We start from the raw sequence: 20,371 nt of genomic DNA, 5'->3' as shown, positions 1-20,371 counted from the left end.
TCTACGCTTTCATCTCGGTAATTGAATTGCCGAGGATTCCCGCTTATCGTCCTAAATAATATTTTAATACAGGATTCCAAAATAATCCAGATATCTCTCAGTCATTCATGTATTCATAGTAGTCCGATTCATCTGCAAATAATCTGTACACACCATCTACCAGCCCCATGTAACCATCTGTAACGAAATATCCTTTCATGAAATTCACCGCAGCCTTTCTGAAATCTTTTACTGTTGCTTCATTTGATATACCTATTATCTCAGAATGGCAATGCAAAAATCTGTACTTCCAAAACTTTTTTATTATTTTTTATATATCTTCTCTTCGATACTTCAAAATATATTCCCATTTCGGAATTTATTTTAGGATTTCAGTACTTATATTCCCATTTTGGAATTTATTCCAGAACATAGTTTCCGTTGCAAATCATAACACTTTCGTATATGAATTGTTTACCGTATACGAGAATTAACATTTATCGTGTACAAATTTATAACAAAAGAAAAGAGCCGTTTTCTCGACTCTCTAACCTTAAGACACTTTAGTACATTTTTGTCTCATACTATTTTATTTATCATTTTCTAAAAGTGCTTTCCAATTCTCTTTAAATCCCATTGTTGTTATATCAACATTCTCATATTTATCGAACAATATCTCTATCTTATCTACAAACATATTCCAATGATTATCATTTTTCAAAATATGTTTAAGACATAACAACACTCCAAAAATACGATTATTTCCAATACCAGCTTCTGAATATTCCTTGTACAACATTGGTGTTTTTGATAATTTTGCATTATACAAGCGACCATAATGTGCACATATATTTCGAACATAAGAAATGCTCTCTAACCCACTCTCTAAGTACGTATATCCTATCCCAAACGATTTCGCTATTGCTTTTTTATCTGGGTTTTTCATATTTTTGTAAAACTTAGATAATGTACCAAAACTGAAAACTTCCACCAGCGCATATATTGGCAACATCCCACCTGCATAGTTCATCCGAAAATTCTTAACAAACGGAGCCTTAGAATTTCTTCTTATTTCTTCATGAACATCCTTCAAGAACTCTTGATGATATTTTACATTCACAAAATTATCTGCTTCTAAATAACCTAAAACACCATATTTTTCAGCGAAATAATTCGAAATTCTACATCGCACATTTATTTCTATTTTTTCGATTTCAGGGAATATAATTTGACGAAAATTTGCATTAAAAAGATATAAATCTACCAGTTGTTGAAACGTAATGTTTTCTCTATATCTTCCTTCATTTGTCTTAAGATTTAAACTATAGGCTTTAATCAATCTAAAGTATGAAATGTCATTTAATATTCTTTTCGCATACTCCTCATCTTCGACAATCAACCCAATATTTTTTAAATTCTCTATCTGTTCATCAATTGTCATAGGAGGCTGATGTTGTTTTACTTCTCCCATCCAACATTCTCCTTAAATTAAAAGACCCAACGTGGTCCGCATCGTTGAGAGGCGTGTTGGGTTCTGTTAATTATTATTATATTCATTTTAAGGAAAAAATCAACCGTTAAGTATACTTTTTTAATTTATGATAAAATATCTCCCAATGCATCTTCTGCACTGTCAACACTATGATATCCTGTTTCTTTCGTGTTGCCATTACTGTACTTCATAGTAATGCCACCTTTTGTATCTCCTGGCTTATAGTAATAATATCCCGAATACACATTACCCGGCTCATCTTCACTAAAATCCCAATGCGTACCATAATTATAATAAAGCGCATCCATAAAAGCCTCATTATTAAAGTATTCTGCATATAATATCGTACCATCATTTTTATCAAAAGATACCTCCAGAGTATCTCCTGGATTTGCATACCTCTGAAGCGCTGCACCTTCTTCGAACGCGATATTATAGCATCTTTTCTTCGGTGTTCCATTATAATCTTCTGCCGTATATGCAACCTCATACTCTTCGAGCAATTTTAGAAGATCATCCTCTGTTGTATCTTTATCGATTGCCAGAAACATCTTTTGTATATCATCGTATTCCTTAGTTGACTCTACTGGTGATTCAGTTGGAACAGCTGACGCTGCCACGCTAAAAGATGCTGTAGATACGACAACACCGACTACAACTCCTGCCAAGCTAATTTTTATTATATTCTTTTTCATAGCTATACCTTCTTATCTTTTTACTTTTCCCAATAAATCTGTGCTTTCCTGTACGAGTCTAGTCAAGCACTCTTAGTATTTCTATATATCCCCACTAGATTACCCAAATAACCGCCTTCTTCGGTCCTAATCATCACATCTACTACCCGTACCCTTCTAATTAATAGTCCTTATATCCAACTTACCTAAACGTCATGCATAAATAGCAATAGGAATTACAATAACTGCAGGACTCTCGATTTTAGTCCGTAATTCAGGTAAATTGAACTGCTTCATATCATCCGTTTTTAACTCAGCAAACAATTCATTTAGCAAATCTTCTTGAAAAATCGATAACGAAGTTTTTCTAAGTAAATCAATATTTTCAGTATCCTCTTTACATATCGATATTACTTTTCCAAGGATCTTAAAATGTCCTCCAAGTATTTCAGATATATTATCATTGGCAAGATATTGTTCTTGTACTGATAATACTGTTGTTCCCTTCACATCTGATAGAATAAAATCTATTGTTCCACTGTGTTTTAATTCATCAGTAAACGACTTAATTTGCTTTACTACCTCATCTTCTTTTTGTTTCTGATTTTTCGCTTGTGTTCTGTTACCCAATTGTGTTTTTTCGGTAAAAATATCTGCCATGCGAAACAAATCAATAAAACTGTCCATATAATTTATTATCGGATTTTTTTGCAGTTCACCCTCGACTTCAATAAAATCTCCCACTCGTACTTCTGAAAAATTCAAATCAGATTTTAATATTTTATTTTCTACTAAAAAGCCTCTAAATTTTGATAAAAGCGAAACATTTGTATGCACTTTTTCTTTAATAACATTTTCATTTTCCCCTTTATTTCCTTCATGGCTTAATCCACCAGAAACATCTATCTTTAAAAATTTACTCAAAATAGGCGCTGAAGTTGATATTCCTGCATCAACTTTCTGTGCAGAACTACTTTCTTTATGCTCTGTATAATTAATTTGACTTACCATCGAAAAACCATCTTCTATAATAGCAAGCATATCCAAAACAATTTTCTCGTTTATATACACTGGAATAATTAATCTATCCAGTTTTATATTATTTTCCATATTTGCACTCCTTCCATTCAATTTTATACTTTTAGTGTCAAAAATTTGAAATTAATAGTATTCTCTAACGGTATCAAAACAATGTCGTATCCGCTACAAAGATCTTAGTTTTCCAATATATACGTCCCTATAATTCATGCTCAGGACAAATATATTATTTAACCTGTTTGTCTATCAACATCTGTCGCACAATTTCCATCATACAAGCATCTGTTGCCATTCGTTGATAATCTGGAGCTACCTTTCTAGCAGCTTCGCAATAATCGGAAATAGCTTTAACCATATCACAAATATTTTTTTGTTGTTCTACATTTCTCCAATTTTCTAATTGCTGTACATAAGTGTTTTTTAGATACATTGGATTAAAAATATCATATGGATAATTTTCATAATTCATCAGTTGTACCTCCTACCTTAAAGAAAGTAATATTGTATCTTATAGTTCCGATTCTTTTACGTAAGAATCTTTATCTTTAATACTCCCAAATCTCATATCCCTGCCGTCTTGCTGACTCATACACCGGCAACATATTCTTCTCCAGAATATTATAAAATTCTTCCTCTGTATTCCCCTTCCGGTACAGTTCCTGCCCAGCCCAGATAGAATGCAGATTATCTCCATAACAGACTTCAAATCTTTTATGTATATTTGCATTTTCATGAATCATCCCATACAAGATATACTGATTATAAGCAAAATCTTTAAAGAAAGGATTCCATTTCGGAAGGCGATTACTCTTTGAAGAATTCAAAGAAGATTCCATCGGCATGAGATTCCATAGCTCATCGTTCATTACAAATGACCATGGAATAAAATGATCCACATCGTACTGCTTTGGAACAATTTCACGTCCAGTAAACACATCTCGAATCTCTCGTACTTCCAGAACACCCTCCCACAATTTTCGAACATTGGATAGCTTACGCATTTTGTCATTCATAGGAACCAGTTTATAAATAAGTCCTGGAACTTCCGGATTATTATTTTGCAGCCATTTGACTTTTTCATATTGAATCCATCCAAGAATATTTACCGTATTATCCTGAATCATTTTAATCCAATCCTGATGAAAACGAACCTCTTTCTTTAACTTGCTACTCTCACCTAAAACGTATGGAAGTGGTGTTATATTATCATTAATTTCTTTAATATACGTCGTCATACGGCGAATGCTATTCCACTCAGCCTTTTCTTTACTGCGTGCAAAAAATCCTGCCAGAGCTCTGTACGGAACCATATTTGTAAGCTGTTCTTTAAACCTTTTCAGCTCTGAATTATATTCACCTATAGCATTTTTAATTTCTATTTTCGAAGCATTCGCCGGAAGTGTACTGAGTTCTGTCAATTGCAGAATTGCTCATTCCAACCCATCACGTACCATTCCATCTGCCTGTAATCCACTAAGATGGATGTGAAATTCCCGCACAGAATACCAAGCATTTGCAATCATTTCGTCGATAATCGCATCAAATGTTGTTTCTGTAATACCTTCAGAAATCAGATTTACGATTGCTTCCAACCAATAAAATTTATAACAAAAGGACGGATCTTTCAACATCTGTGAAAAGCCCTGTATATCAAGTTCGTTGTAATATTGAACTTTAATATTTAACACATTTTCCTGCGTAGGATAATATTGAGCCATCTTTCGTCCCCTCTTCCATCTCTAACATCAATTGTTGATCTAACTGCCTTACCAGTAGACCTTCTAAAAATCATATCTGATCTCCTATATCAATTTTATTTAAAATGAATAATTATATCATTTAACTATCAGCATCACAATTACAGTTTTTGCGCTATTCTTTCTGTTTAACGAATGAAAAAAGACACCGACCGCAGTCAATGCCCTTTCCCCTCTCACTTTATGCTCTTTTCGTTGCTTCCTTGTAACCTTTTTCTATACTTTTACACGCTCAGGATATGTACGAAGACTAACTCATCTCCTTCATAAAATTACTTTTCAACCTCTCAAAATCTGCGTACCATCTTTCCCCTAAATTGGCATTTAACAAAAGAATCATTTCTTCCATATCAAAAATCTGTATTCTCGTATCCATTTCTTTTAATGCTTTTGTAGCGTAACCCGATGTAAAAATAACTGCTCGGGTTGCTTCTTCACTTAGCATGGTATATCCTAACGCACGCACTGTTTCTTTCTTTAACTCACAAGTTTTGTACAACTTGCATTCTACAAAAACTTTCTCTTTTCTTTCATTCTCATTAATTTCTGCAATGATATCTTTTCCACCGTCTCTCGTTGCCTTCGTCAAATTCACTTTATATCCTAACGCTTCATATAATATGGCAATTAAAATTTCAAACTCTCTCGAAGTTAATGAAAAAATATATGCATTTTTATCAGAAGCACTCTTTATATATTTTTCCTCGATAATATCCATCGCATCCGAAATGCCATATATTCGATCATCTGGCATATATATACACTCGGCATCAAAATACATACCTAAAGCTTTTAATGCTTTCATTGGATTAATATTTAATAACGGAAGCACCCAGGTTAATCCTTCCCAAGCTTCTTGTTTATTTTTTATACGATAAATCCGTTCATTATATTTCAATTGATTCATACATAACTCATATGTTTGTAAATTTTTTTCTTTATTTACTTTGTCCTGTACATATTCTTTGTAGAATTCATATGTGTCAACTGTATCTACTCCTAAAGTATATGGCTGAAGCAGTATTCTCAATAACTCTTTAATTTCCATATCACTTTTCTGCTCAATATCTTTCATCCACTCTCTAAAGGGAACAAAAAACTGTGGATAAACAAACTCTTCATTACGCTTTCTCAATTCAATCCACTCTTCAAGTGAATTGTAATTGTCGGTATATATTTCAGGTCTTTCCATTTTTCACCTCACACCTGACTTTGTCATTTTTCTTAGTCGCAGTTTTGCTCCCCATAGTCGCAACCTCACCGCCTTTAGTCGCAACTTGACTTTCATTATCCTACCCCAAAATCGTATGAGTGCTACTCATCCAGTAGCCCCTCCCAAACCCATCTCCTTCTGCAAACTCTGGTTCTTTTCCTGAATAGAATTTATTGTATTTGAACAGATTTCGCACACCTGAGCCAATCTACTCCACGTATCCAATATTTCTGATAGATGCTTCATAAACATATTTCACAATTTATTATATTTCTCTTTCTTCCCTTTCGCCTTGCTCACGGGATATTTCTCATTATTGACCTTAATCTTCTCCTGCACAATCTCATCGATATCCAGTCCACAGGCATCTGCCATGAGGACGCAGTAATTTAATACATCTGCAAGTTCTTCTTTGATTTTTTCCTGTTTTCCCTCATTGGATACGTCTGTACCGCTCCACTGGAATACTTCGAGGAGTTCTGCGGCCTCCAGGGAAATGGAAATCGCCAGATCTTTTGGATTGTGGAATTGTTTCCAGTCACGGTCATCTCGAAATTTCAAAATTTGTTTTATTGTCTCTTCTGTCATTATTCTTACTCCTGTTCTGCTGCCTTTTTTAAGGCTTCTCTTAACTGGTCATCGCATGCATATATGTACAGACCATTTACTCCACGTGTCATAAGAACACGAACCTCATGCTTCAGCAATTCTTTTGCAAAGTTCTGCTTTGTACCGTCTTCCATTGTTCTCTTCTTGGTCGCTTTTCCGTTGCTGCTTTCGCTTGGATCATAAACAATTTTTCCATCACGATATTTTACAGACTTTCCAAGAATCACTCCTGCATAGTTGAGATCAAATCCCTGAATTGTATAAGTTGAACCAACTTCGGCAATTGTGTGTGCCTGCTCTGCCCATGCCTGTTCTTTTATCTTCTTTTTCTCATCTTTATTAAGATTTTGTTCCAGTTCGTAGTTCCATGGCTTATGCCATCTCTGGTCTTCTATCCACACATCTACTTCCCAGTATTTTTTTGATGTATCCTCCGGCTTTTTGCCTTTCTTATAATCCCAGTCATAATTGGCAATGACACGCGACAATCTGCTCTTCTCACTGTTTGCTTTTTTCTGTATTTCCAGATCCAGTACTTCCGGTGAATCAAAGATTTTTATTTCATAGTCATGATGTGGAATTTTGTTTATAATCTGTTTTTTCGTAAAAGCATCGATCCATTCAAGTGTCTCATCATCCGCCTGCATACGAAGCTGTTTGGTCAATGTGATATGATTACGCTGCTCAATTGCCTTATTGCGATACCTGTCAATCATCTGCTTTTCCCAGTACTGGTCCATTCGTAATATCTGATTTTCATCAAATACAATGACAACAACTTTCGCTCGTTTTACGATATCATCCAGCTGATTTTTCCCACTGTATCCCTGATTTCCCTGTGTAAAAAGCAGATGTGCTTCATCAACAAAAACAACATCCACCGAATCAGGATCTTTATGTCTGTTTAAAAAAGTAGAAGCCTTACTTACCACATCTTTATACTTTTCTGTGATTCCAAGCTTCTTCGCAATATCAGAATACACTTTTACCTGTTCATCATGATTGACCACCATGCAGCATTTAAATTCTGTATTGTCTTTTTCTTCTTCCTGACAATATAATTCATAGAAGATACTGCTGTTCAGAACGGTCTTTCCAGTACCTGCTTCACCATCAATAAATATGATTTGTTTTTCATTTTTGTTTCTGGCCGATGCAATACAGTCCAGAATCTGGATTTTTGCATCCTCCTGCTCGTCTGTTAATTTATGCAATGGCGATGCTTTATAAATCGCAGAGTCTTTCACGATATTTTCATCTGGAAAAAGTTCCTCATCCGACTCATGAAGCTCTGTCCAGATTTTCTGAAAAATCCCCTCAAATTCCTCAGATGGATAATAACTCTTCTGGGGATTTCCTCTTCCATTGTGTACCTGTCGCACTTTATCCACACTCATGAGATAATGCATAAGACGATTTTCAACATCCAGTGTCAGGGATTTATTGAAATGTTCATGTCCGATGATATATAGTGAAGCATCTGTTTTCATCATTCTATATTGCCATGTCTCATGCTTGATTCTACTTTGATAATGCTGTCTCGTACGCGCAAAGATATTGTTGGATTCACCGACATATACATCATACTTATTCGTTTCCGGCCAGTTGTGGATGTATACCGTCGGAAAGTTCATGATAATGTCTTTGGTATCTTCTGCTTCATTTATTTTGATTTCTTTCTCAAATTCAGCCAGTGCAGTTTCATTGTCTTTTATTTTTCTAATAATTGGTTTTGTGATGTTCATGCTCATTATCGTTTTTTATAACCCATCTTCCCTTACGGTTGTTACCTTCTCGTACTATAATAAGATTCTTTAGATTTGGTTTCAAAAGTTTCTCTGGGTTAATTATATCATTTAACCACTCACACCTCAATTACCGTTTTGTTGTTTATATTGTCCAAAAAAGGCACCGACCTCCGTCAGTGCCTTTCTCATCTTTATGCTCTTTCCATTGCTTCTTTGTAATCTTTTGTATCTGTGAAGATCTCGTTCTTCCACGGGTTCTTTTTCTGTGCTTTTGCACGTTTCAGGATGTATGCGAAGACGAATACATTCACTGCAAATGACAGTACGGAAATGATTCCCTGTGCAGTCGGTTCTGCGATGGTCGGCATACTGCTTCCCATTGCTGCTGCGATGCCGCCCTGTCCGTATACGGAAGTGACTGTTGTGAAACGGCTCGCATCCTGGAACAGCGGGAATACCTGTGCGAACATGCACCAGAGAGCCAGTGTGTTTGCACGGTTCTGAATCCAACCGCCTTTATTCCAGAGTGCTGCTGCAAAGGTAGGTGCAAGCAGAAGTGCCAGTCCGCAGTACCAGGAATGTGTCGGCAGGTTCAGATATGTATATTGGAAATTCCAGATATCATATGCAAGGACATATACCCAGATCATGTCCGGCCAAAGCATATCTTTTTTGTCTTTTGAGGAATAGATTCCCCACCATCCTGTCATACAGAAAATATTTAAAATTCCGGCAAGTCCGTTTAATACGTTCCACCAACCTCCATAAAGCCATACACCTTCGGAGGAAAGCCACCAACCGCCAGCAAGCGAACCGGCACGGACTGCTGATTCAAAGTCTGATGCTACTGCGATCAGGATATTGATTGCAACAATGATAAACGGAAAAGCTTTAAATCCATGAGATTTTCCAAGCTTTCCCCAGTGGTACTTCAGTATCATAAATCCGATACATCCTGCTGTTGCTGCATACAGCTTTGCATAATGGAACCAGCTGTTCATGTGCACATATGTATCATTATTCAGTGCCCAGTCGGCTCCCATTGCTGCGCCAACATAGATAGCGATAAAGTACACGCTAAGTGCTGCAGGAAGGATCAGGAAACAGGCAATACCGCCCGCTTTGGATCTTCTTGCGATTTCATTCATTACGACAAGTCCGGCAAATACCAGCAGCCATCCAAGAAGCTGCCATCCGGCTGTCTCTCCGTAGATTTGAAAAAACATACTCTTTACTCTCCCTCTTTTGTTTATTCTACTTCTATTTCCTTAATGTTGAACTCATTTCCCTGCAATAAATAGGTATGCTCACTTCCGCAATGTGGACAGTTTTTTCCATGTTTTACCGTTGGATATGTCTGCTTGCAGTCTTCACAATACGTGAGTGCAGGTAATGTTTCCACCACTAATTCAGATTCATCGAACAGAGGCCGCTTTTTTGCAGCCCATGTCCAGCAATTCTGTAAATAGGACTCGATCACTGTCGAGACCTCTCCCAGTTCAAGTGTGACTTTTCGTACATGTGTCACTTTATTTTCAGCGGCCACCTTTTCCAGATGATCCATGATATGAAAAGTTACTCCAAGCTCGTGCATATTTTTGCTCCTTTATCTGAGAGCTGCTGCACAGCTCCTATTTTTTCTTTTTGAATTTCACTTTGATTGACTGTTTCACCATGTTTGGAAGAATGTATTTCAGCTTATCTTCCGAAGCACGCATAATGGAAGCTCCTGGAATCTCTCTGTGCAGGTGGATTGCATCAAACATACATTTCGTTGTACAGACACCACATCCGATACATTTATTCGGGTCAACAACAGATGCACCGCAGGACAGGCAGCGGGAAGTTTCTTTTTTCACCTGCTCTTCTGTCAGACTCTGTGACAGATCACGGAAGGTTTTTGCCTGTTCTTTTACATCCGCTTTTGGCGGAATCTGACGACTGGATGAGTCATAAGTTTCCACTTTGATGTTTTCTTTGTCCAGTTCGATGAAATCACGTCGATTACGTCCGATCGTCAGTGTACAATGTTCATGGACGTAACGGTGAAGAGAAATTGCACCTTCACGTCCGGCTGCGATCGCATCAATGGCAAATTTCGGTCCAGTGTATACGTCACCACCTACAAAGATATCCGGTTCAGAAGTCTGGTAAGTCAGTTTGTTGGCAAGTGCGCCACCGTTCGGGCGGAGTTCTACATGAAGATTATCCAGCATATGGCCCCAGTCGATTGCCTGGCCTACTGAGAAAATGACATGACGACAAGGAATTGTTACTGTATCGTTCTCATCGTATTCCGGTGAAAATCTGCCCTGTGCATCAAATACACGGGTACATTTTTTGAAAACAACGCCACTTACATGGCCATTTTCTTCCAGAACTTCTTTTGGTCCCCATCCACAGTTCAGTTCGATTCCCTCTTCAAGTGCTTCTTCGATTTCCTCGTCGCTTGCCGGCATTTTTTCTCTTGTTTCCAGACAGAACATGGAAATCTTTGCATCAGTACATCTGCTGCTGATTCTTGCCGCGTCAATGGCTACGTTTCCGCCACCAACTACAACAACATCACCTTCAAGCGCAAAACTCTCTTTTGCACCGGCTTCTCTTAAGAAATCCACAGCCGCATATGCACCTTCGGCATTTTCTCCACTGATTCCCGGTTTTCTTCCTCTCTGGCAGCCGATCGCAGCATAAAATCCTTTATATCCCTGCTCTCTCAGGTCTTCGATCGTAACGTCTTTTCCAACTTCTACGCCACAGCGGATTTCTACGCCAAGCTGACGGATCACATCAATTTCTGCCGCCAGAAGATCTTTCTCCAGTTTGTAGGATGGAATTCCATAGCGAAGCATACCGCCCGGTTCTGCATTTTTTTCAAAGATCGTCGGTTTGTATCCGGTCAGTGCAAGGAAATATGCACAGGATAAACCAGCTGGACCGGCTCCGATGATTGCGATTTTTTCTTCAAATCCGCCTTTCAGTGACGGAATTGTTTTCTTTGGAATGAAGCGTGTCTCTGCATTCAGATCACGTTCTGCAATAAAGCGTTTGACTTCATCGATTGCAACAGCTTCGTCGATTGTGCCTCTTGTGCAGGCATCTTCGCAGCGACGGTTACATACATGCCCGCAGACTGCCGGAAGTGGATTATCTTTCTTGATCAGTGCAAGTGCATCCTCATAACGGCCTTCTTTTGCAAGCTGAAGATAACCCTGTATACCAATATGTGCCGGACAGGCTGTTTTACACGGTGCTGTTCCGGTATCATAGCAATTGATACGGTTGACATCGCGGTAGTTGTGTGACCACATATGCTCGCCCCATGGCTGATCGCCTGGAAGTGGCATCTGCGGATATGTAATCTCACAGCCCTCTTTGTCACAGAGTTTCTGTCCCAGTTTCACAGCACCTGCCGGACAGGTTTCTACGCATTTTCCGCATGCAACACAATTCTGTTTCTCAACTTTTGCGATGTATGCAGAACGGGACATATTCGGCGTATTAAAAAGCTGTGACGTACGAAGTGCATAACAGACATTTACATTACAGTTACAGATAGCAAAAATTTTATCTTTTCCGTCAATGTTTGTAATCTGATGTACAAAACCATTTTCTTCTGCCTGTCTGAAAATCTCCAGAGCTTCTTCTTTGGAAATATAGCGTCCGTCTTTCTGTGTCTCCACAACATAATCTGCCATATCACCAACTGCAACGCACCATCCTTCCGGATCATCGGCGCAGCCTTCGTCATGTGTCAGTCGGGAACGACGGCAGGAACAAGGGCTTGCTGCATATTTTCCCTCATATTTACTAAGCCAGTAAGAAATATGTTCCAGATCAACAGATTCATTTTCCATCTCGATTGCTTTTTCTACCGGAATGACATGCATGCCAATACCTGCTCCACCCTCCGGTACAAATGGAGTAATTTTCTCCAGTGGCAAACGGGACATATGTTCAAAAAATGTACCCATTTCCGGGTTGGATTCCAGAATTTTTGCATTCATATTAAAGAATTCCGCACATCCCGGTACATACATCGGCAGGACATACTGCTTCTCATGTGCCGCATTTTCCCAGTTGTATTCGAGAAGTCCTTTGCGTGACATTTCTTCCAGAAGTGCCTCACATTTTTTCTCTTCCAGCCCTGAAATTTTCACGATCTCCGACAGTGTTTTTGGCTTTCTTACCCCAAGCTTCAATGCCAGGAGTGCTTCCTCATCAGTAAGCACTCCGGCCAGTCCCCAATACTCCGGATCATTTCTGGTGATCTTTTTAAGACCCAGCTTCTGCGGAATACGGTCTGTGATCTTTTTGCCCAGTTTCGCAATTGGCTCGCGAAATGGTTTACCCGGATCCGGTGTAAATTCCGGGTACACATAATCCGGATAAAGCTCCTTATCGAGTTCTTTTTTCATCTCTCTTTCCTTTCCCTTCTCTCTTCTGTTTTGTTATGATTTCCAGTCAGTAACCTGCTTTTTCAGCCATGTAGTCCATGCTTCTATGCCTTCTCCTGTCTTTGCACTGACCGGGAAAATCTCCGCTTTTGGATTTCTCTGGTGAATGTATTTTTTTACCAGTTCCATATCAAAATCAAAGTATGGAAGTACATCAATCTTATTGATCAGAACTGCATCACATACTTCAAACATTAATGGATATTTCAAAGGTTTGTCATGACCTTCCGGAACAGAAAGAATCATTACATTTTTTGATGCTCCTGTGTCAAACTCGGCCGGACAGACAAGATTTCCTACGTTTTCGAGAATCGCCAGATCTACATCTTCAATGCCCAGACCTTTGATCCCCTGCTCTGTCATTTTTGCATCCAGATGACACATGCCACCTGTATGCAGCTGAATTGCTTTTGCCCCGGTTTCGGCAATTGCAAGTGCATCCACATCTGAATCAATATCCGCCTCCATGACCCCGATACGAAGGTCATCTTTTAAAGCTGCTATCGTTCTTTTCAGAGTTGTCGTCTTGCCGGAGCCAGGTGACGACATCAGATTCATCAGAAAGACACCTTTTTCTTTCAGTCTGATCCGAAGCTGATCTGCCTGTCTGTCATTGTCCGCAAACACGCTCTCTTTAATTTCCAGAATCCTTACTTTTCCCACCTGCTTTTATTCCTTTCATCAGTATTTCTACCATTTCTTTTTTTGCCTGTTCATAAGTCAGTTCATTTTGATACAGAATATCTGACTCCATAAAACAATATACAGTGCCTTTTACCATTGCCATTACTACCGGAATGGAAACTTCTCGAATCATGCCCTCTTCCATGCCCTTTTCAAGATACTTTTCTGCCTGTTCCCATCCATTGTTTACTGACCTCATCAGATGTCGGTATGGCTTCGGATACTTTTCCGCAAGTTCGTAGATTCGGCTCAGTCCAATGTTGTAATACTTTTCCGGCAGTGCGCACAAAAGCTTCTCCAGTTTCTGCACTACATTCAGACTTACATCCGCCTCCAGTTCTTCCTGCATACTGTTTAAATCTGCCGCATAACGGTCCGCTACTGCTACCAGAACTGCCTGTTTACTTTCAAAAACTGTGTAAATTGTTTTTTTACTGATTCCAAGCCGCTTCGCCAGATCGTTCATTGTAAATTTCAGGCCGTTCTGTTTAAATTCCTCAACCGTTGCATCAATAATTTTATCCCGCATTCAATCCTCCATTTGGAAACCCAGAAACTCTTTTTGGTTTTCTGGTTTCCATTATTGTAATGCCTTGTTAAGATATTGTCAATCTATATTATAAAAAAGGCTGCGTAACTTTACAATTTACAATTAAGTAAATGCTGTTACGCAGTCTGCTGTATGTCCCTATTCTTATTCTACTGAAAAAATTAAAATCCTTTCTCGCTCATTCTTTACTTCAAACAAATCTTCTGTGCTTATTTCATCAACAAACATTAAAGCTTCTTCCGTCATGAGACAGCTTATATATTCCTCTGACGGATAGTAAAACATTAACAGAATTTCTCTTGGATTCTCATAGTATGATTCATAAATTCTGGCAAGAACTTTTTGCAGTATTTCTACAGAAAACGGATTAAAAAAATAGCACCTGTCCACATCAGTTGGTACTGCATATTCTTCTGCTCCTGTCAGCTCAAAGGATACTCTTCTGCCCGATACTGCATGTTCTCTGTTAGATTCTGCTGCACTGAAAATACGCTCATCATATTCCACGCCAACAGATCTGCATCGCGTCTGATAGGAAAGATAAAAACATACCCTGCCCTTCCCAGTCCCATAATCAAGAACTGTATTTTTCTTACTGATCAACCCACTGTTCGCCAGGCGTTCTAATACCAGATACTGCGTCGGCTCATACGGATATCTGTACTGGTCAGAACGAGAATCATCCCGTCCGGTCGTCTTTATCTTCAGCAATTTGTCCCATTGACTCTCAGTTTGGTTCATATCTTCTGCTCTTCTTCTGTAGAATTTTGGATTTCATTTATAATATTCACTTCACACCCTGTCCCAGTTTCTCCAGTTCTTCCATAGCTTCCACATTCCCTGCAAGTTCATCCTTGGCATTTGCAGAATAGGTCTTGAAAAACAATACTTCCCATGATAAATATCCTGCCATGCATTCAAACTGTTTCCTGATCAGCTCGTACTGTACATTATCAACCGGAGCTCCGCCAGTCACAATGATGCCAACTTTCTTTCCCTTAAGCTGTAATCCACGACAATAGCATTTATCAATAACCAGCTTCAATTGTGCAGTCATTCCCCACCAATAGACCGGGGTTGCAAAAAGGATCATATCTGCTGCTACAATTTTGTCAATTGTCGGATTCGTGTCATCCTGATCCACACAGCCCTTATGGCACTGACAGGCTTTGCAGCCTTTGCATGGAGCAATATGTAATTTATCAGGAGAAATCATCTCAATCTCATTATGTTCAGCTGCTCCCTTTATAAAAGTATTGATTGCTGTTAACGTATTTCCCTTTCTTGCACTTCCATTAATAATTACGATCTTCATAGCTGATCTCCTTTTCTTTTTATTTGTCACATTTAAACTTTATTTGCAAAGCACTCTCCTTATCTTTATCCGACCAATACTTATATCATCTGTTCTCTTCCCAGTAATCCTCTGCATCCTGTATATCATCAAACTCATCGACATGATCATAATAAAAATCTTCTGGATCATCGTAATCATACACATCGTACATATCCATGCTCTTATCATCTCTGCTGTAATTACGTTTTGATGAAGATGAATGCACGAACTCTACAGCATTGCTAACCCTGCCATTTCGACAAGTCGCCATAAATTTTTTCGCTCCATCCCTTTATATGGTACATCTTTCTTGATTTCTTCTCTTTTTTCTTTCTCTTTCTGTTCTGTATACTCTTCATATTGCGCTTTTGTTTCCGCTTTCGCTGTCTGCATTTTCTCCGAATATTTTCCAGTATATTCATTTTCTCGCGGGAAATTCCACGTAAGCCTGTACAGCTGCTCAATTTTTTCTTTTTCCGCAACACCTTTACAATATTCCGCATATGGTATGATATATCTGCTATCTTCGTAGTCTGTTGGCAATTTCTCCAGCAGTTTTATCGCATCCTCATACTCTCCAGCATCTATACACGCATTCGCTTCTTTATACCATTCCTTGTTCTGGTTTTCTGCTGCCTCTTTTGCCCTCGCTCTGGCAGCCTCATCTCCCTTGATAGCACAAAAAGGAACTCCTGTAACTACCAATACGAAAGCTATTACAGCTATAATTTTCTTCTTCATACGTTAAATACTCCCTGCAATATTATTTCTTCCTTCCATTTTTTAGGATGTATACTGTATTTCTATAAGCACCCAATCGTTCAAGCACCCCCATATCAACCAGTTTTCCAAGAATACTTCTAGCACGTCTTTGTTTTACTTCTAATAGTAGTTCTACCTGATGCGATGTAATCTGCCCGTTTTCTTTTGCAAAATGCAATACCTTTTTCTGCTGCTCACTTAAAGTATTTATCGGCACTTCATCGGCACTAATCGGCATTTTATCGGCACTACTTGTCACTTTATCGGCACTAGCGTTTTCATTATCCTTATCAATTATTATACTATAATCAAACGAATATTCATCATCTAATGGTACAACGATACGAAACACATCATCTTCTACAAACTGCGGATCTCTTCCCGAATAATACTTACTATATTTAAATAGTTTTCGAACTCCAGAACCTAGTTGATCTGCATATCCAATATTTCTGAAAAATGCTGCAATAATTGGATTCTTTGGATTTGGTTCCAGATTGTCAACTGTAATAATGCCCTCTTTCGATGCACGATTTGCATTTTCTACATACATCCGCTTCTTTTCAATTACAAACTTTGCTGTATAACTACTGGTAAATTCTCGGTGCATTAGCGTATTACTAATCATCTCTCTGACAATTGTATTTCTCAGACTTTTATTTATCGCGCCTTCCAGGAAAAACTTATCTGGCAGGTTTTTTCTTCCAAATTCCAGAAGTTGATTATAACTCTCAATCAGGTTCGTTTTAATGATTTCTCGATCATCGTAGCGATCTACATTTACTTTACGCACAAGTGCATCCGTAACATAAGCTGGAGCCACATTTAAAATTACATCATCTTTTCCAAGAAGCATAATTGCCGCAAGATTGTATCCTTCTTCACCTGTAGCAATATCCCGACCATATAACCCTGCACTTTTCAACAACTCCTGATCATCCATCGTAGTCCATGGGTGCTGACCCCCGGTATGATTCTGCGCCATAATTCGAATTTTAGGCAACAAATCCAATCTTAAATCTTCCATTCTTGCATATGGATAAATCTTTCTTTCTGTAAAAATATTCTGCTTACGAATATACATCTGCGCAATCGCACCAGTTGCAGTTACCTTTACATCGGCATCATCCACACGATCATAAATCACTTTTTTATAACTGTGCACCTCCGCACTTGGTGGAATGTGAACGTGAATGATAGTATGATTTTCATCATATTTTATAATTTCAGGAATTAGATATGTGGTAGGCGAAAATAATACCGGATTACTTACAACTTTTATAAAGTTCTTTACCATATCCGGAGCTGCCTTTTCAGGCACACCGACCACTGTTCCATCATCCAGAACGCCCATAAAAAGCTCTCCACCGAAACGATTTAAGAAAGAACATACTGTTTCATAGGTGTCATTTTCTATTCCATTGCCACAGCGTTTAAATTCAACCGCCACGGTTTCTCCGATTGTAAAAATGGATTGTAGTTCTTTCATGTTCATAACATCTCTCTCTATTCTTTTTAGTGCAAGTTTAATAAAAAGCCTCGATTTTACGGCATTTGCTAAACCGTTAATAGGTTACATATATTTACAAAACAGAGTTTTCTGGATATGAAGCAACTTCTAAGAGTCCATTTCTGATGATTTTAGGTACAAGAAATAAAACGTCGTTTTTCCCTTATGAAGGCTTTCTTGTTCTCTCAAAATCTCCTACAGTAGCTAACCTCTCATATCTACCAGGATCACCTGCCTCTGCCGGATTCTAAATTCCTTCGTTCTGCTTATCCATAGTTTGGTGCTGCTTATGCTCCTTTATCGTCAAACCAGAATATGATACGAGTATCTAATTTAGAAATTTCTGTATTTAGTTGATCTTGTATATTTTGTAAATCCATTAATTTCTCTCCTTAACTCCCTCATAATCTGTTAACACATTTCTGAAAGACGTGATTCCAAATCTATAATCAATATCCACATTTATTCCATCTGTCATATTATTCCAACAATCAATCAAAAACCCTCTATTCTTTTCAACTTTATTTTTTATTTGTTTCATATATTTTCCAGGAATTTCTCCTGCAAGTATCTCACCTGTAAGTATATCAATCGCTGCGCTATATCTATCACCTGCATTAACATGCACATGCGGTCTATTATGTTTTCCATATTCACGTGATTGCATATAATAATGAATTTGTCCTTCTCGCCAAATATCTCCTTGAAGTGCAGAAAATGCAAAATATAATTGCAAATTTCCTTCTATTTGAAATTTTCTTAGTAGAGTTTCTACCATAATATCCATATTTTCAATCTCAATAAAATCTTCATGACTTTTTATGCAAATACACGGACAGCTTCTGCAAAGATCACCTATTTGCTTATTCATTTTCTCGCATATTGCATTTCGGATATCTGACATTGTAGTATTTGGCTCCAAAATATATTCTAATTCAAGCTCAGAGTCTCTCTCTAAAATATTTAAATTTTTTCCATCTGGATCATTCGCTGAAAGAATACTACATATATAGCCAGGAACAGGCTTTTTATAGTAATAAATTGTATCAGTATATATAATCTCACTTTTTATTTTCATTTATCAATTCTCTCATATATTAATAATGTATAAGTCCCAGTGCCTGATTTAAATCCACATCCAGACCATCTGTATGCTCATTCCAGTATATCAAAAAGTCTTTTTGATTGTTTTCAATTATTTCTTTTATAATCTTCTGATCTTTTTTTCTTATTTTAGACCCCGTCAACTGTTCTGCTGTTTTTAAAGAAAAACTCCCACTTCCTTCCCCTTGTCTTATATCAACATGTACATGAGGCTCATTATGTCGTTTTCCTTCTCTAGAATTTATATAAAAACGAATCCCATGATCCTCGAACACCGCCCCAGCATCTGAGCTTACCAAAATCTGTATATCAATCGTATTAGATATACCCAATTTTTGCATATAAAATTCTAAATTTTTGCTTTTATCTACTATAGAATACCTCAAACCATTTTTCAAAAAATATATTTCCAGAACATCGTATTCCTCTACAAAATCAAGAGTTGTTTGTTCTTCTCCATACATATCCATCCTATTATTCTTTTCAGAGTAAATATGCCTTCGAATTAATTGGTAAAATTCCTTTATAGATACTGAATTCTCTACCTCAAACATTATGCTTCTATTATTAATTATTCTAAGCGGTTCTATTATTTCTTCCCCAACAATTCCATAATTCTCACTATGCGGAATTAACAGTTCATCACACAAACGTTCTTCTGCATATATATGTACTGTAAAATTAACCGTTATCTTCATTAACAATACCCCACTCCCTTGCATTGCTCTTTTCATTCTGTTCAAAGAGGAGTGTGAATCTTATCCACACTCCCCCCTGCGAACTTTTCTTAAAAATCAATCTTATAAAATATACTGCTGTATATTTGAACAAATTCCTTTGATGTCTACTTTTGATCTGAAATCAAACTGAAGAACCGTTCCATTTGCAAATGTCATAATTAATTCGCTGTCAATATCCAAAACTCCTGCCGTCTCAATTCCGAAATATAAAACTTTTGAGTATGGATATGAAAAGTAAGACGTTTTCTTTCCTGTGATTCCCTGCACATTGACTACAATAACTCTTTTGTCAGTAAAAACCACCTGATCACGTACTGTCTGAAAGCACTGAATAATGTTTTCACCTGTAACCAGCATATTGTTAACTTCAGATTTCACCTATTTTTGCGCAATTTCCTTAAGATTTAAGAAATTTGCATCCTCTCTGATTCCACTGTTTACTGTTGCCATACGCCTTCCTCCTTAAGATTATTTATAATTCTCAAATAATTTCAAAATCTTGCGAGTAAATTTTTCTGTTCCATCTTCTCCGCCATATTTTCTTGTTTTCATATGGGGAGTAAGCAACCGAACGGTTAAAGAACTTTCCCAGATATGTAATTTTAATATAGCAGATTGAGGTACGAGTGTCAATTAAGTGTTAGCGCCTCTTCTCCTCTGGAATGTAGGATTACAATACATGTGTTACAACTGAATAATTAAAAAGCGGAAATACCTT

22 protein-coding genes are annotated in these 20,371 nt (G+C 37.7%); all 22 read right to left on the bottom strand.

The features are described from left to right. Positions 1-568 precede the first annotated feature (568 nt). The 22 genes from LI112_RS16195 to LI112_RS16090 all read right to left on the bottom strand — a co-directional run bounded on the left by LI112_RS16195 (position 569) and on the right by LI112_RS16090 (position 20,031). Positions 569-1,450, bottom strand: coding sequence for an Abi family protein (locus LI112_RS16195; RefSeq protein ID WP_138343811.1), 882 nt, complete (start codon positions 1,448-1,450; stop codon positions 569-571). Between the two features lie 125 nt (positions 1,451-1,575). Continuing rightward, positions 1,576-2,166: a hypothetical protein gene (locus LI112_RS16190; protein WP_005426801.1), complete on the bottom strand. Its 591-nt coding sequence runs from the start codon at positions 2,164-2,166 to the stop codon at positions 1,576-1,578. Between the two features lie 192 nt (positions 2,167-2,358). Continuing rightward, complete coding sequence (locus LI112_RS16185; protein ID WP_005426803.1) at positions 2,359-3,255, bottom strand: hypothetical protein; 897 nt, start codon at positions 3,253-3,255, stop codon at positions 2,359-2,361. 154 nt (positions 3,256-3,409) lie between these two features. Beyond that, positions 3,410-3,652 carry a hypothetical protein gene (locus tag LI112_RS16180; RefSeq protein ID WP_005426805.1) on the bottom strand — a complete coding sequence of 81 codons (243 nt, stop codon included), beginning with the start codon at positions 3,650-3,652 and terminating at the stop codon, positions 3,410-3,412. Between the two features lie 76 nt (positions 3,653-3,728). Next, entirely contained in the window at positions 3,729-4,601 is an 873-nt protein-coding gene (locus LI112_RS16175; protein ID WP_227191094.1) for an HNH endonuclease domain-containing protein, read from the bottom strand. A gap of 12 nt (positions 4,602-4,613) precedes the next feature. Next, positions 4,614-4,901 (bottom strand): hypothetical protein, encoded by a 288-nt coding sequence (locus LI112_RS16170; RefSeq protein ID WP_005426808.1) that lies wholly within the window; start codon positions 4,899-4,901, stop codon positions 4,614-4,616. Between the two features lie 289 nt (positions 4,902-5,190). Beyond that, entirely contained in the window at positions 5,191-6,132 is a 942-nt protein-coding gene (locus LI112_RS16165) for a restriction endonuclease (RefSeq protein WP_005426811.1), read from the bottom strand. A gap of 276 nt (positions 6,133-6,408) precedes the next feature. Beyond that, a complete protein-coding gene (locus LI112_RS16160; protein ID WP_005426816.1) occupies positions 6,409-6,741 on the bottom strand; it encodes a nucleotide pyrophosphohydrolase in 333 nt (110 codons plus the stop codon). Positions 6,742-6,746: 5 nt separating this feature from the next. After that, positions 6,747-8,507 carry a DUF2075 domain-containing protein gene (locus LI112_RS16155; protein ID WP_227191093.1) on the bottom strand — a complete coding sequence of 587 codons (1,761 nt, stop codon included), beginning with the start codon at positions 8,505-8,507 and terminating at the stop codon, positions 6,747-6,749. A gap of 194 nt (positions 8,508-8,701) precedes the next feature. Then, positions 8,702-9,736: a DUF5692 family protein gene (locus LI112_RS16150; protein WP_117997310.1), complete on the bottom strand. Its 1,035-nt coding sequence runs from the start codon at positions 9,734-9,736 to the stop codon at positions 8,702-8,704. A gap of 23 nt (positions 9,737-9,759) precedes the next feature. After that, positions 9,760-10,104 carry a hydrogenase maturation nickel metallochaperone HypA gene (locus LI112_RS16145; protein ID WP_227191092.1) on the bottom strand — a complete coding sequence of 115 codons (345 nt, stop codon included), beginning with the start codon at positions 10,102-10,104 and terminating at the stop codon, positions 9,760-9,762. 37 nt (positions 10,105-10,141) lie between these two features. Then, on the bottom strand, positions 10,142-12,928 hold the full coding sequence (locus LI112_RS16140; protein ID WP_227191091.1) for an FAD-dependent oxidoreductase: 2,787 nt from the start codon (positions 12,926-12,928) through the stop codon (positions 10,142-10,144). A 33-nt stretch (positions 12,929-12,961) separates the two neighbouring features. Next, entirely contained in the window at positions 12,962-13,630 is a 669-nt protein-coding gene (hypB, locus tag LI112_RS16135; protein ID WP_227191090.1) for a hydrogenase nickel incorporation protein HypB, read from the bottom strand. After that, entirely contained in the window at positions 13,602-14,180 is a 579-nt protein-coding gene (locus LI112_RS16130; RefSeq protein ID WP_117638797.1) for a TetR/AcrR family transcriptional regulator, read from the bottom strand. Before LI112_RS16130 ends, hypB begins: the two co-directional genes overlap by 29 nt. 165 nt (positions 14,181-14,345) lie before the next feature. Next, on the bottom strand, positions 14,346-14,942 hold the full coding sequence (locus tag LI112_RS16125) for a class I SAM-dependent methyltransferase (RefSeq protein ID WP_227191089.1): 597 nt from the start codon (positions 14,940-14,942) through the stop codon (positions 14,346-14,348). Positions 14,943-14,988: 46 nt separating this feature from the next. Continuing rightward, positions 14,989-15,516, bottom strand: a complete 528-nt coding sequence (locus LI112_RS16120) for a flavodoxin family protein (protein WP_117638796.1) — start codon at positions 15,514-15,516, stop codon at positions 14,989-14,991. An 85-nt stretch (positions 15,517-15,601) separates the two neighbouring features. Continuing rightward, positions 15,602-15,808: a hypothetical protein gene (locus LI112_RS16115; protein ID WP_022389063.1), complete on the bottom strand. Its 207-nt coding sequence runs from the start codon at positions 15,806-15,808 to the stop codon at positions 15,602-15,604. Continuing rightward, on the bottom strand, positions 15,769-16,278 hold the full coding sequence (locus tag LI112_RS16110) for a hypothetical protein (protein WP_022389062.1): 510 nt from the start codon (positions 16,276-16,278) through the stop codon (positions 15,769-15,771). Before LI112_RS16110 ends, LI112_RS16115 begins: the two co-directional genes overlap by 40 nt. 22 nt (positions 16,279-16,300) lie before the next feature. Further along, positions 16,301-17,794 carry an RNA-binding domain-containing protein gene (locus LI112_RS16105; RefSeq protein ID WP_227191088.1) on the bottom strand — a complete coding sequence of 498 codons (1,494 nt, stop codon included), beginning with the start codon at positions 17,792-17,794 and terminating at the stop codon, positions 16,301-16,303. 394 nt (positions 17,795-18,188) lie between these two features. After that, entirely contained in the window at positions 18,189-18,887 is a 699-nt protein-coding gene (locus LI112_RS16100) for a DUF4160 domain-containing protein (protein ID WP_005426852.1), read from the bottom strand. 19 nt (positions 18,888-18,906) lie between these two features. Beyond that, on the bottom strand, positions 18,907-19,611 hold the full coding sequence (locus tag LI112_RS16095) for a DUF4160 domain-containing protein (RefSeq protein ID WP_022389061.1): 705 nt from the start codon (positions 19,609-19,611) through the stop codon (positions 18,907-18,909). A gap of 102 nt (positions 19,612-19,713) precedes the next feature. Then, on the bottom strand, positions 19,714-20,031 hold the full coding sequence (locus LI112_RS16090) for a PH domain-containing protein (protein WP_227191087.1): 318 nt from the start codon (positions 20,029-20,031) through the stop codon (positions 19,714-19,716). Positions 20,032-20,371: the final 340 nt, after the last annotated feature.

The sequence above is a fragment of the Blautia sp. 210820-DFI.6.14 genome (assembly GCF_020558815.1).
GTDB lineage: Bacteria > Bacillota > Clostridia > Lachnospirales > Lachnospiraceae > Blautia_A > Blautia_A obeum.
The sequence above is the reverse complement of the archived record's forward strand: the minus strand, read 5'-3'. Positions and strand labels throughout refer to the sequence as shown.